General features: G+C 51.2%; 12 protein-coding genes and 1 pseudogene. 9 read left to right on the top strand and 4 right to left on the bottom strand.

Annotation, left to right across the window (positions count from 1 at the left end):
* Positions 1 to 198, top strand: a pseudogene (locus U2W12_RS00310) (cell division protein FtsH); the annotation flags it as partial.
* Positions 199 to 318: 120 nt separating this feature from the next.
* Positions 319 to 1407 carry a tRNA epoxyqueuosine(34) reductase QueG gene (queG, locus tag U2W12_RS00315; RefSeq protein WP_326498682.1) on the top strand — a complete coding sequence of 363 codons (1089 nt, stop codon included), beginning with the start codon at positions 319 to 321 and terminating at the stop codon, positions 1405 to 1407.
* A gap of 104 nt (positions 1408 to 1511) precedes the next feature.
* On the opposite strand, the gene U2W12_RS00320 is transcribed toward queG, so the two are convergent.
* On the bottom strand, positions 1512 to 2066 hold the full coding sequence (locus tag U2W12_RS00320; RefSeq protein ID WP_326498693.1) for a MarR family transcriptional regulator: 555 nt from the start codon (positions 2064 to 2066) through the stop codon (positions 1512 to 1514).
* Between the two features lie 230 nt (positions 2067 to 2296).
* Between U2W12_RS00320 and U2W12_RS00325 the strand changes: the two genes are divergently transcribed.
* On the top strand, positions 2297 to 2563 hold the full coding sequence (locus U2W12_RS00325) for a DUF2024 family protein (protein ID WP_326498683.1): 267 nt from the start codon (positions 2297 to 2299) through the stop codon (positions 2561 to 2563).
* Here the strand turns inward: U2W12_RS00325 and rsgA are convergent, their stop codons facing one another.
* Together rsgA and U2W12_RS00335 are read right to left on the bottom strand one after the other, a co-directional pair.
* Positions 2564 to 3448 carry a ribosome small subunit-dependent GTPase A gene (gene rsgA, locus U2W12_RS00330; protein WP_326498684.1) on the bottom strand — a complete coding sequence of 295 codons (885 nt, stop codon included), beginning with the start codon at positions 3446 to 3448 and terminating at the stop codon, positions 2564 to 2566.
* Positions 3448 to 4698, bottom strand: coding sequence for a M48 family metallopeptidase (locus U2W12_RS00335; RefSeq protein WP_326498685.1), 1251 nt, complete (start codon positions 4696 to 4698; stop codon positions 3448 to 3450). The genes rsgA and U2W12_RS00335 overlap by 1 nt, the downstream gene beginning before the upstream one ends.
* A gap of 98 nt (positions 4699 to 4796) precedes the next feature.
* On the opposite strand from U2W12_RS00335, the gene orn reads away from it, so the two are divergent.
* From orn to U2W12_RS00365, 6 genes are all read left to right on the top strand, one after another.
* Complete coding sequence (orn, locus tag U2W12_RS00340; RefSeq protein ID WP_326498686.1) at positions 4797 to 5363, top strand: oligoribonuclease; 567 nt, start codon at positions 4797 to 4799, stop codon at positions 5361 to 5363.
* 12 nt (positions 5364 to 5375) lie between these two features.
* On the top strand, positions 5376 to 6083 hold the full coding sequence (gene crcB, locus U2W12_RS00345; RefSeq protein ID WP_326498687.1) for a fluoride efflux transporter CrcB: 708 nt from the start codon (positions 5376 to 5378) through the stop codon (positions 6081 to 6083).
* On the top strand, positions 6080 to 6388 hold the full coding sequence (locus tag U2W12_RS00350; RefSeq protein ID WP_326498688.1) for a DUF190 domain-containing protein: 309 nt from the start codon (positions 6080 to 6082) through the stop codon (positions 6386 to 6388). The genes crcB and U2W12_RS00350 overlap by 4 nt, the downstream gene beginning before the upstream one ends.
* Positions 6389 to 6420: 32 nt before the next feature.
* On the top strand, positions 6421 to 7695 hold the full coding sequence (serS, locus tag U2W12_RS00355; protein WP_326498689.1) for a serine--tRNA ligase: 1275 nt from the start codon (positions 6421 to 6423) through the stop codon (positions 7693 to 7695).
* 394 nt (positions 7696 to 8089) lie between these two features.
* The gene (locus U2W12_RS00360; RefSeq protein WP_326498690.1) at positions 8090 to 9403 is read left to right on the top strand and encodes a DNRLRE domain-containing protein; all 1314 of its coding nucleotides are present in this window, start codon (positions 8090 to 8092) and stop codon (positions 9401 to 9403) included.
* A 354-nt stretch (positions 9404 to 9757) separates the two neighbouring features.
* Positions 9758 to 10852: a glycosyltransferase gene (locus U2W12_RS00365; protein WP_326498691.1), complete on the top strand. Its 1095-nt coding sequence runs from the start codon at positions 9758 to 9760 to the stop codon at positions 10850 to 10852.
* 191 nt (positions 10853 to 11043) lie between these two features.
* On the opposite strand, the gene U2W12_RS00370 is transcribed toward U2W12_RS00365, so the two are convergent.
* Positions 11044 to 12237: an OmpA family protein gene (locus tag U2W12_RS00370; protein ID WP_326498692.1), complete on the bottom strand. Its 1194-nt coding sequence runs from the start codon at positions 12235 to 12237 to the stop codon at positions 11044 to 11046.
* Positions 12238 to 12528 lie beyond the last annotated feature (291 nt).

A 12528-nucleotide genomic window follows, 5' to 3' on the forward strand; every position in this document is an offset into this window, starting at 1 on the left:
GAGATTCTGCACAAAATGGCCGATGCCTTGATGAAATGGGAAACGATCGACAAGAATCAGATCGACGATTTGATGGCCGGTCGCGATCCGCGTCCGCCGATGGACGATAACGATTCAGCGGGTCGGGCACGTCTGGAAAAATCGGATAAAGGCGAGGATAGAAGCGTCAATATCGGCAGCCCGATTGGACAGATTTAAGATTGGTTATGAGTCGGTCTCGACTTCCTGCATCGAGGCCAATGCATTTACTTTAAAAATAGGGGGCGGCCCGAGCCGCCCCTTTTTTAAACCTATTTGAAGAGCGATTATTTCTATCCCATGACGCTGCCAGCCGATCATAACAAGGAAATGCAACAATTGGCGGCACGTATCAAACAGTGGGGGATGGCGTTGGGTTTCCAGCAGGTCGGCATTACCGATACCGATCTTCGGCAGGCAGAGCAGTATTTAACTGCCTGGCTTGATAAAAGATTTCATGGCGAAATGGAGTACATGCAACGCCATGGGCTCAAGCGTAGCCGGCCGGACCTGTTGCGGCCCGGCACGTTACGGATCATCTCGGCGCGGATGGATTATTTATCCGAGCCTGCCGCCGTAATGGACAAAAGCCTTGCCGATCCTTCCGAAGCGTATATTTCAAGGTACGCACTCGGCCGTGATTATCACAAACTGATACGCAACCGTCTGCAAAAATTAGCCGATAAAATCCACGCGGACATCGGTCCGTTCGGCTACCGCGCCTTCGTCGACAGCGCGCCGGTGCTCGAAAAGGCGCTGGCGGAAAAAGCGGGGCTCGGCTGGATCGGAAAGCATTCCAACCTGATCAACCGCAAAGCCGGCTCTTGGTTTTTTCTGGGTGAAATCTATACCGATCTGCCGCTGCCGATCGACCAGCCCGCCACGCAACATTGCGGCTCCTGCACCGCCTGTCTGGACATTTGTCCAACCCAGGCGATCGTCGCCCCTTTTCAGGTCGATGCGCGGCGCTGCGTGTCGTATTTGACGATCGAACTCCATGGGTCGATTCCCGAGCCGCTGCGGCCGTTGATCGGCAACCGCATCTACGGCTGTGACGACTGCCAGTTGGTCTGCCCCTGGAACCGGTTTGCCAAATTAACCGATGAAAACGATTTCAAACCGCGGCACAGGCTGAATACGCAACAATTGCTCAATGTGTTCGCTTGGAACGAGGAGACATTTTTGACTCGGACCGAAGGTTCGGCGATCAGAAGAATCGGCTTTGAGCGCTGGCTCAGAAACATCGCGGTCGCGCTCGGCAACGCGCGCCGTTCCGCGGAGATTATCGCGGTGTTAATAGGCAAACTCGAGCATCCATCGGAGTTGGTCAAAGAGCATGTGCGTTGGGCTTTGGACAGGCAATTGGAAAATCGCGAAGACGCGGTATAGCCGATTTTTACACCTCTTGTTGAAGAGGCGGCAGATGCTGTTTACGTTTGTGTGAACGATATAGGTGCCGTCTTTGGGCGACAAAAGCCGCGAACGCGCCTAAACTAGTTGACCGTATGTTCCTGGCAGATTTTTTCGCTATCGCTCTGGCTGAGTTGTTCCTTGGTCAAACCGCAGGTAAATCCGCCAGCTTCACGGGTAAAATATTTGCATGACTTGCATAAACCGAAGGTATGGGATTTATGCGCCTTTTGCAAAGCCAGTAGCGTTTGCGAGAAGACTTTTTCGGCATCGGTGTCTTCGTTCAATAAAGTCGAGGCTTGCCTGAATAAATCAGTCGATCGTGCGTCGGACAACATCGATTCACCTTCATTTAAAAGGCTCAGATGCACCATGCGCCGGTCATTAATGTCGGTCATTTTCTTGATGTAGCCTTTTTTTTCCAACAACTGGAGGGTTTGCGAAACCGTGCCGCGCGTCATGCCTAGGTAGTTGGTTAATGCGGCTGGCGAATCGCTGTAACGGTTGCAGCGCGAAAGGTAATCCAGAACCTGAAAATGGACTGGCTGCAGGCCAAGTTCAGTGCATTTCTTGCGCTCCTCGGAACGTATCAATGCCGACATGCGTTCGATGACTTCAAATATGGCAATTCTTTCCATCACGCTCAAATTTACTCAAAAGTTCTTGACATTGACGAGCATTATATCATACTCTGTCAGCATATCGAATCGATACTATATAAAAAAGTCGTTTTTTTCTAGGGGAATTTTTTATCGATAGCGACGGTTCGATTTTCTTGTAAGGCTTTGCAAAACTTTCAGTAATATCCTTTATTTTAAGCATTCTTGTTGCGCCGGTGGCTTGTCCACCGGTTTTTTATCGAATCGACATGACTATATCACACGTATTTGACACTTACGCGAAAAAAACCAAAGGCGGCATCATGCATTTTGATGTCATCATCGATGAACAGGACCCGCAAAAAGCGTTGGAATGCGCCAAACATTGGCTTGAAAGCATCGGCCAAGCCGACGCCGTGGTCACCCAGGAAACTTGCTACTTTTGTCATAGCGCCGAGGCACCGACCGAGATTCGGCGGCAGATCGACGACAAAGGCTATGCCATTTACAAGCTGGAAGGCTGCCCGAAAGATTAGTTAACGTTTTAAAGGGATTTTTTCTTTAAGTTTCAGAAAACGCTGGTAACGAGAACTAGCAATTGTACCATTTTCGACAGCCGCCCGTATCGCGCAACCTTTGTCCTGCTCGTGCCGGCAGTCGTTGAATTGGCAATTGCCGATAAACGGCCGAAATTCCCTGTAGCCATAGGCCAGTTCGGATGCGGACAAATCCGCTAGTCCAAAAATCGCGACGCCTGGACTGTCGATCAGGTCGCCGCCTTCCTTGAGATGGTACAAGGTCGCAGCGGTGGTTGTATGCCGGCCGAGTTTTGCAGATGCCGAAATCGTGTTGATTTTGATGTCCTTGTCCGGAATGAATGCGTTGGTCAGCGAAGATTTGCCGACGCCGGATTGGCCGGCAAAGACGCTGACCTGGTTTTTTAATGCCTGTATTAATCGATCCAGACCCAGTCCGGTTTTCGCGCTGACTTTGTATATAGGGTAGCCCAATTCGGCATATACCGCGAGATCGTGCTCCGCTTCGTCCGTCAGCGGCAAATCGGCCTTGTTCAAAACGAGCGCCGCCTTGAAATTGCTGTTTTCGCATATCGCCAGATATTGATCGATCAACAGGCAGTCGTAATGCGGTTCCATCGCAAAAATAACGAACACCCTATCGATATTCGCGGCGACCGGCCGAGTTTTGCCATTCCGGGCAGGGCGCAGCAACACGGAATGTCTTGGCAGAATTTGTTCGATGCGGCCCTGGCCGGGGCCAGCCTCAGACCAGAGCACTTTGTCGCCGACCGTGACGGTATCCAGTTTTCTGAGGGGTTGGCAGAGAATGATTTGGCCGTGCCCCTCAACGGCGATGCCTTGGCCCAAATGTGCTATCGCCAACCCTTCCTTGATTTCAGGCACTACTGAGCCGCCATTTTCGATTCCAGATGTGCAATCCGTATCGCCGCCGGCGGATGACTGTAATGAAATGCCGAATACAAAGGATCTGGGGTCAGCGTGCTGGCGTTTTCTTCATACAGTTTGACCAGACCGCTGATCATTTTGGTTGCCTGGGCATGGTCGGCCGCGAAGCTGTCCGCTTCGAATTCAAACTTGCGTTGGAAAAAAGCGCTGATCGGCTGCATGAAGAACGTGAATGCAGGCGATACCAGCATGAATAGCAGCAAGGCGGCTGCATGAGAGGGTTGCTGAACGCCGAGGCCCGTATAAAACCAAGATTGATCGATCAGCCAGCCGAGGATGCCGAGGCTGATCAGGCTCATCACCGCTGTCGCGATCAACATCTTGATCACATGCTTGCATTTGAAGTGTCCCAGCTCATGGGCCAGCACCGCTTCGAGCTCTTCATCATCGAGCGAATTAATCAGAGTGTCGAAAAACACGATCCGCTTGTTGTTGCCTAGCCCGGTGAAATAGGCGTTGCCGTGGCCGGAACGTTTGGAACCGTCCATCACAAAAATGCCCTGGCTGTTGAAACCGCAGCGGTCCAGCAGTTTTTGAATCCGGTTCTTCAACGAGCCGTCTTCCATCGGCGTAAATTTGTTGAACAACGGCGCGATTACGGTAGGAAACAACCAACTCATCAGCAACGAAAAGCTCATCATGATTGCCCATGCCCAGAGCCACCAAAACGATCCGACATTGTCCATCACCCACAAAATCAGTGCCAACAGCGGCATGCCGATCGCCGCGCCCAGCGCCAGCTGCAAGGCATGATCTTTGAAAAACTGTCCGAGCGTGCTTTTGTTGAAACCGAATTTTTCTTCGATCACGAAGGTTTGATACAGGCTGGTTGGCAATTCCAGCAGGGTCATGACCAGAAAGACCGTTGCGATCGCCGCGACTCCGGAGGGGATCGATGATTCTATCGTCGAGGACCAAAACGTGAACACCTGATTGATGCCACCGCCCAGTGTCAGTACCAACAATAACACCAAGCCGAAAATACTGTCGAAGTCGCCGAGTTTGCCTTTTGCAACCGTATAGTCCGCCGCTTTTTGATGCGCGGCCAGCGGCACCGACTTGGCGAAAGCAGCGGGAACCTCGCCGCGGTGCGCCAGCACATACGCAGCCTGCCGTCTGGATAGCCAGAATTGCAGCGAGTAGGAAATAATCAGCGCGACGATGAAAATAACGGTAAAAATATTCATGGTTATCTGGTTATAATCGTTTATTCTAAGAAATAGCCATACAGATTCGCCAATGCTACACTAATCGGCACTTTATGAAAATAATGGAGAGACATTAAATGGCGCAGGATTCGGATCGTCTTATTTGGATTGACCTCGAAATGACCGGATTAAATCCCGACCAGGATGTAATTATCGAGATTGCGACGATCGTTACCGACAAGGATCTGGCGATCTTGGCGCAGGGGCCGGTGATCGCAGTCCATCAGTCCGATGCGGCGCTGGCGGCGATGGACGACTGGAATCAACAGCATCACGGCCAATCCGGCCTAGTCGAACGCGTAAAAGCATCTGAAATCGATACTGCGGAAGCCGAGCGGCAGACGCTTGAGTTTTTGAAGCAATGGGTTCCCGAAAGAACCTCGCCAATGTGCGGCAATACGATAGGGCAGGATCGGCGTTTTTTATGCCGTTACATGCCCCGGCTGGAAGCTTTTTTTCACTACCGCAGCATCGATGTTTCGACGCTGAAGGAGTTGGCCGCGCGCTGGGCGCCGGAAATCAAGGACGGCTTCAACAAGGTTTCCACGCACCGCGCGCTGGACGACATCAAGGAATCGATCGACGAACTTCACTATTACCGGGAGCATTTCATCGCTCCCCAATTTGCCGCCAAGCGCGGTTGACGAACGCGTGACATGAATCAATTGATCGTGATCGCGCTGGGCGGCGCTTGCGGTTCGGTGGTGCGATTTCTGGTATCGACCGGCGTATATCAGTGGCTGGGACGGGGCTTTCCTTACGGTACGCTGACGGTGAATGTGATCGGTTCGTTTTTGATCGGCCTGTTGGCCGAAGCATTGATTCTGCAACGGGTCGCGTTCGCGCTCGAATACCGTGCCGCGATTTTGGTCGGCTTTCTTGGCGGATTTACGACTTTTTCGAGCTTTTCGCTCGAAACGATTTATCTGATCGAACAGGGGGCATTTTCGAAGGCCGCGGCCAATATCGCACTCAGCGTTTTTGCCTGCCTGTTGGCGGTTTGGGTGGGTCTTTTGGCCGGCAGATCGCTCTATTATTATTCGGCCGGCATGATTCATTGGCAGGATGGCGCGTTCCCCTATGCGATCGTGATCGCGAATGCGTTGGTCGCGTTCTTAATCGGAATCGTTGCCGCGATCCTGTTACAGCGCGTCGAAATCGTCGTCGAATATCGCGCCGCGATGATGGTAATCATGGCCGGCGTCTTTTTAACGTTGTCAGGCTTATATGTGGTTCTCTATCTGCTCGAACATGGTTATGCGCTGGAGACCCACCCCAATCTAGTATTGGGGGTGTTTACCGGCAACGGGTTGTTTTGTTTGCTTTTGTTATGGCTCGGTCTGGTCGCGGGTGAACGGATATGATCATTAAACCGATAACGGTTGCCAGAATTTACTTGCTGGAAGGCGACAATCGTATTGAAAAAGCGCTTACCATTTTACGTGACCAGGAGAAAATCATGGGCGCGACCGTGTTTCGAGGCATCGAAGGCATGGGCGCCTCGCGTGAGATCCATACGTCGTCGCTGGTCGATTTATCGCTCGAGTTGCCGTTGATCCTGGAGTTTTATGACGAACCGGACAGGGTCGTCCATGCGATCGAAGCCTTACAGGCCAAACTGCGTTTCGATCATATCGTCAGTTGGCCGGGCCAAGCGCATTTAAGCTAGATTTTTTATTGATTAGTAGTCACATATTTGTCATGTTAGACCCCAAATTATTTAGAACCGAACTCGATTATGTCGTTGAGCAATTGGCAAGACGCGGATTTGCTTTCGACGCGGAGGCTTATACCGAACTGGAAAACCGCCGCAAGGATGTGCAGATTAGAACGCAAGACCTGCAAAACGAACGCAACAGCCGTTCGAAGGCGATAGGGCAAGCCAAGGCCAGGGGCGAGGACATTCAGCCGCTGATGGATCAGGTTCAGCATCTCGGCGATCAATTGAAACAGGCCGAGACCGAACTGGCCGAGATTCAGTCGGCGGTCACGGCGCTGCTGGAACATATACCGAACATTCTCGATTTCTCGGTACCGGACGGCAAGAACGAAGACAGCAATGTCGAAATCAGCCGCTGGGGGACGTTGCCGGCATTCGACTTCACACCAAAAGATCATGTCGATCTGGGCGCCAGAAACAAGCGCATGGATTTCGAACTGGGCGCGAAACTCAGCGGAGCGCGTTTTGTTGTGCTAAATGGTGCGCTGGCTCGATTGCAGCGGGCGATCATCCAGTTGATGCTCGACACGCATACCGGCGAACACGGCTACAGCGAAACTTATGTGCCCTATCTGGTCAATGCGGACAGTTTGCGCGGCACCGGCCAGTTGCCCAAGTTCGAAGCCGATTTGTTCAAGGCCGCCGACAATCCGCCGTTGTATCTGATTCCGACCGCGGAAGTGCCGGTCACCAATATCGTCCGCGACGTGATTCTCGATGCGAAAGACCTGCCGTTCAAGCTGGTCTGCCACAGTCCGTGTTTCCGCAGCGAGGCCGGAGCTTACGGCCGCGATGTGCGCGGTATGATCCGCCAGCATCAGTTCGAAAAAGTCGAGATTGTGCAGATCGTCAAACCGGAGGATTCGGCTAAGGCGCATGAAGAATTGACGCAACATGCCGAAGCGATCCTGCAAAAACTGAATCTGCCGTACCGTAGGATGCTGCTGTGTGCCGGCGATACCGGCTTTTCTTCCTCCAAGACCTACGATCTCGAAGTCTGGCTGCCGGGGCAGGGCGCTTACCGCGAAATTTCGTCATGCAGCAATTTCAAGGATTTTCAGGCGCGCCGCCTGCAGGCGCGCTGGCGCAACCCCGAAACCGGCAAGCCGGAACTCGTGCATACGTTGAACGGATCAGGGCTTGCGGCGGGCAGAACTTTGATTGCGGTGCTCGAAAATTATCAGGATGCGGAAGGAAGGATTCGGATTCCGGACGCCTTGCTGCCTTATATGGGCGGTATCGACGTGATCGAATAAGTCCGCAACGCTTTCTTTTCCTGTCTTTACGCCATTAGGCGAACCCAAATAAAAAGCGCCGTCATTTCCTGACGGCGCTTTTTTTTCAAATTTTTGGCGGTCCGCCAGATTTTTGCGTGTTATCTGCTAACAACTTTCCTTTCATGCGCATGGTTTTTATTAAAACTGTGAGTTGGTTCTCATTTTCTACATTAAATACCGAGCCAATCTTATGGGAATTTTAAGATTTGCTATATTCATCACAGAATATCTATCGGATTTTAAAAAACGATCTGTCGAAGCCGCATTTAATATTTAGAAAAAATGAATACGGCCTTAGCAATCGTAAAATCTGAATGTGGTGTTTAACCAAGGCTATCCATAAAAATCATTTTTTTTATAAATGAGAATCCACATGAAAAAAGACATGCGCTACATGCATAAAAAACATAACAAAATTAAATCGTTAACATTATTAGGTTCTTTTGCCGCGTTAACGGCTATGCCTGTTGTCGGGGCGGACTTCACGCTGACGGATGATAGCTATGTGTCAGTTAGCGGGAACAAAAATTTTGGAAAAAAGGCCGCTATTAAGGTAGTTGATTCAACCAACCTGGGATATCTGAGATTTAGCCTTTCCGATGCACCTCAAAATGGAACTCTCACAAAGGCAACATTAAAACTGTTTGTAACCAATATGATTGGTACAACGGGTACATTGAAGGTTTTTGAATCAACTACCGATGTAAGCGAACTGGCGTTAACGAATGCTTCTTCCTTAATTGTTGGCAATCAAGTCGGCAATCCCGCTAATCCTAGGCAAAATCAATGGGTGGAGTTTGATGTTACTGAGTACGTTCGTCAACGCCTGTTAGATCCTACCAATTCGACAATCAGTTTTGCCCTGCAAGGTTCGGAGGGGCTCAAAATTAAGATCGACAGTAAAGAAAGCAAATTTTCAGCGCATGAAGCGAGCTTGGATATAGTCTGGGACAGTAAAGGAGGGGCTCAGGGGGCGAAGGGAGAGATCGGACCTCAAGGCGTCGCCGGCGCTACCGGTGCCGCCGGAGCAACCGGTGCCACCGGACCTCAAGGCGTCGCTGGCGCTACCGGTGCCGCCGGAGCAACCGGTGCCACCGGACCTCAAGGCGTCGCCGGCGCTACCGGTGCCGCTGGAGCGACCGGTGCTACCGGACTTCAAGGCGCTACCGGCGCTACCGGTGTCGTTGGAGCAACCGGTGCCACCGGACTTCAAGGCGCTACCGGCGCTACCGGTGCCGATGGAGCAACCGGTGCCGCCGGACCTCAAGGTGTCGCCGGCGCTACCGGCGCCGCTGGACCTCAAGGCGTCGCCGGAGCAACTGGTGCCGCCGGATCTCAAGGCGCCACCGGACCTCAAGGCGTCACCGGCGCTACCGGTGCCACTGGCGCTACTGGTGCGACGGGATCGATCCAAAGTCTAGGCCCGAATTATGGCGGGACCACTGCCTCGATTGGTGGTGCGTCATTGGGTACAGGTGGCTGTGCCTCAGGCACGAAATCCATCACGAACGCTGCTTTTGGCATGGTCGTGCTGGTGACGCCATCAAATTCCACAATTCCAGGTGATAACTTTTTTTGGGATGGTTATGTTTCGGCAGCTGGGCAGGTCACAGTTAGAGTATGCAATACTAAAAATGGATCTGCAACACCTACAGCTACGACTTACGAGGTTCGACTGATCCCGTAATAATACGTTTTAATGGCTTGCCGTGTAGCCTCTGCCGGCAAGCCGTACTCCGCCATTTTCTTGTCTAGCTTGTCTTCCAAGGCCACAATAGTCGCTGCAAACGAGCGGGAATTCAATGATTCAGATTGCAAACAAAATCCGTTATCAGGATAATTCGGTCTAATTCCGAACCTTTCAAAAATGGGCGAGAAGCACCTTCGCCCCTGGGGCAAAATTTTAACAATATCAGCGTGCGACGTATGGCGACAGAAATTGCATCCTTACGGAAAGATTTTCTGCTCGACCGTCACACAAATGCATACCGAAATAGCATAAGAAGCTGCCGTGTCATCAAAACCTAGCATATGTCTGAACATGATCGTGAAGAACGAAACACCCGTGCTCGGGCGTTTGTTTGCTTCGGTCAAGGATATCATTAGCTATTATGTGATTGTCGATACCGGTTCGACCGACGGTACGCCCGAGTTTATCAAGGAATGGATGGATAATGCCGGAATACCCGGAGAGGTTTACATCCATGAATGGGTCAATTTCGAACATAACCGTAATCAGGCTCTGGATTACGCTTACAAGTCGGGTCAGGCGGATTGGTTATTGCTGATAGATGCGGATGAGGAACTGCGCTACGGCGATCCTTTGTTTTATCAAAACCTTGAACGCGGCACGACCTATTCACTGGAAAAACATTATGGCGAATTGAGTTACGCCGTCACCAACCTGATCGACGTAAGCGCAACCCGCTGGCGATGGCAAGGTGTCGTTCATGAATATTTGCAAAATGTGGACGGTACGCTGGTCAGAAAACATTTGCCGGATGTGAAAATTATCGTCAGAGCCGGGGAAGGGGCGAGGTCGCGCGGCGTCAGCGCCGAGGAAAAATTCCTAAAAGATGCGCGATTGCTCGAAGCCGAATTGAAAAGGCATCCGGAGGACTGCCGTAGCCGCTTTTATTTGGCCCAATCATACCGCGATGCAAGACAGCATCAAAAAGCGTACGCAAATTATTTACTGCGCGCGGAAATGCCGGGTTGGGTTGAGGAGAGCTTTGTCGCACAATATCAGGCCGGTAAATTGGCGGTGGTTTTGAAAAAGCCGTATGGCGAAATTGTTTCTCAGTTGCTGAAGGCTTACGAAATGCGCCCAAGTCGAGGCGCCGAACCGTTGCATGAGTTGGCTATGTATTGCCGTAATCAGGGTTGGTATGCGCAAGCGTATCTGTTCGCGAAAACGGGCAGCGAAATTCCGTTCCCAAGCGATATTTTATTTGTCGAAAAAGAAATTTATCATTGGCGGATTTTTGATGAAGTGGCTGTGGCCGCCTACTGGACCGGGCGCTATCAGGAAAGCCGCGATGCTTGTGAAAAAGCCTTACAATTTCCTCTTGCTGCCGGTCATGTTGAGCGAATCCAGAAGAACCTTCAGTTTGCTTTGCAAAAATTAGCGGAGTGAGAGAGGTTTGTTGCCGGGATCGCAGTAAAATTGCTGTCGGCTAATGCGCGGAAAATAAAAAAGCGAAGCCAATAAAAAGCCGCGCCGCTTATTCATCAAAGAGAAATGAATAAGCGGCGCGGCCCTGCGGCATCAAGCTGCCGGAAAACCTATAAGCGGGTTTTCCGGTATCAAGATAGCAACGCTACGCCTTAGCGGATTATCTTCAGTTCTACGCGGCGGTTATTCGCGCGGCCTTCCTCGGTGTCATTGGTATCGATGGGTTGCGTCAATCCATAACCGCGCGGCACCAATGTCGCGTTTGCGCCTACTTTTTTCTTCAAGTATTTGGCCACTGCAACGGCACGGCGTTCAGACAATTTCTGGTTATGTTCAACCGATGCGGTATTGCTGGTATGGCCTTGCACTTCGATCGTCGCGCCAGCGTTATTGTTGATGACTTCAGCGGCGCTGTCCAATTCACCGTAGTATTGGGGTTTGATGTTGCTCTTGTCGTTATCGAATTTGACATCGACGATCCAGCAGCCGAATTGGTTGACATGCGCGCCTTTCAGGGTAAGCGGGCAGCGATCATCGCAGTCATTGATGCCATCGCCATCGCTGTCGAGGGATTCGCAGCCCGGAGCCGCCGCTGGCGCCGCGGGTTTCAGGAAAACGTTTTTGACGAATTCAGCCATGCCGGCCGGAGTGGCTACATTCTCTACGTCTGCGCGAAAGCCGCAGCCGGCAATATCAGACAAGCTGTTCAGCAATAATTTGCCGCTTTCTTCATGTTTATTACCGACCCAGACGGAATACACGCAAAGACGCTCGCCGTACTGTTGCTTGAGGGCTTGAACAGCTGGAACCGGGTTGCCATCCAGTTCGTGGCCGTCGCTTAGTATCAGCAATGCGATTCGGCCCGATGTGCCGGAAAGGTCGGAGGCAGCAGCCTCAACCGCTTCATCCATCGGCGAACCGCCGCTCGCACAGGTCAGCGCATCGATGCCGGAACTGAACGTGGACTTTGAGTAAGCTGCTGGAGGCAGATTCAAAAGCGTGCTTCCCCAGCCAGTGCAGGGGCCAAAACCGAAGCTGCGGATGCCGGCGGTCAGTTTCAGGTTGGGAATGGTTTGATTGATTCGGGACAGAATTTCCTTTTCGACCGCTAGTTTTATCGGCGTATCGCCAGAGGCGAATCCCGGGCCTTTATAGTCCTCTCCCATTGAGGAAGATGAATCGTTGATTACAAAAAAATTGTCGGTTTTTTGCTGATACTGCCCGGAGGTTAGCAATTCGTTCAGATCGTTGGCCTGAAATGTTCCGACCGGGTTCACCGGTGATGTCGCGCAACCGGAAATGAGAAATGCCACTAGCGATGCAGTGGTTATGAGTGATTTATTCATTTTAAAATCTCCTTGTTACAAAACGATGAATACAAAAAGCAATTGGCTGTATCAATATCTGGCGACCGATTCTAACATTGTCAATATGATTTGAGTAGTATATTTGTTATTTGATTGAACTTTTTGAGATTAACTTAATATAAAACCGCTAAAACAAGCCACTTTAAATCAGCGTTAAGTGTCTCGCAGAAAGTTGATTGGCGTTAAACTAAAAGCTTTTTAGAACCAGCAGGAAACAGAGTTGGCAAGGGTTGCCCGATTAGAACTATCAGAAAACGATGACGCATGTTT

The organism is Methylomicrobium sp. Wu6 (assembly GCF_035916875.1).
GTDB lineage: Bacteria > Pseudomonadota > Gammaproteobacteria > Methylococcales > Methylomonadaceae > Methylomicrobium.

Bases quoted from the DNA above. Each gene is read 5' to 3' on its own strand.
- U2W12_RS00360 (WP_326498690.1), top strand. From the start codon at position 8,090: ATGAAAAAAGACATGCGCTACATGCATAAAAAACATAACAAAATTAAA.
- U2W12_RS00350 (WP_326498688.1), top strand. From the start codon at position 6,080: ATGATCATTAAACCGATAACGGTTGCCAGAATTTACTTGCTGGAAGGC.
- serS (WP_326498689.1), top strand. From the start codon at position 6,421: ATGTTAGACCCCAAATTATTTAGAACCGAACTCGATTATGTCGTTGAG.
- queG (WP_326498682.1), top strand. From the start codon at position 319: ATGACGCTGCCAGCCGATCATAACAAGGAAATGCAACAATTGGCGGCA.
- U2W12_RS00365 (WP_326498691.1), top strand. From the start codon at position 9,758: ATGATCGTGAAGAACGAAACACCCGTGCTCGGGCGTTTGTTTGCTTCG.
- crcB (WP_326498687.1), top strand. From the start codon at position 5,376: ATGAATCAATTGATCGTGATCGCGCTGGGCGGCGCTTGCGGTTCGGTG.
- U2W12_RS00325 (WP_326498683.1), top strand. From the start codon at position 2,297: ATGACTATATCACACGTATTTGACACTTACGCGAAAAAAACCAAAGGC.
- orn (WP_326498686.1), top strand. From the start codon at position 4,797: ATGGCGCAGGATTCGGATCGTCTTATTTGGATTGACCTCGAAATGACC.
- U2W12_RS00320 (WP_326498693.1), bottom strand. From the start codon at position 2,066: ATGGAAAGAATTGCCATATTTGAAGTCATCGAACGCATGTCGGCATTG.
- U2W12_RS00335 (WP_326498685.1), bottom strand. From the start codon at position 4,698: ATGAATATTTTTACCGTTATTTTCATCGTCGCGCTGATTATTTCCTAC.
- U2W12_RS00370 (WP_326498692.1), bottom strand. From the start codon at position 12,237: ATGAATAAATCACTCATAACCACTGCATCGCTAGTGGCATTTCTCATT.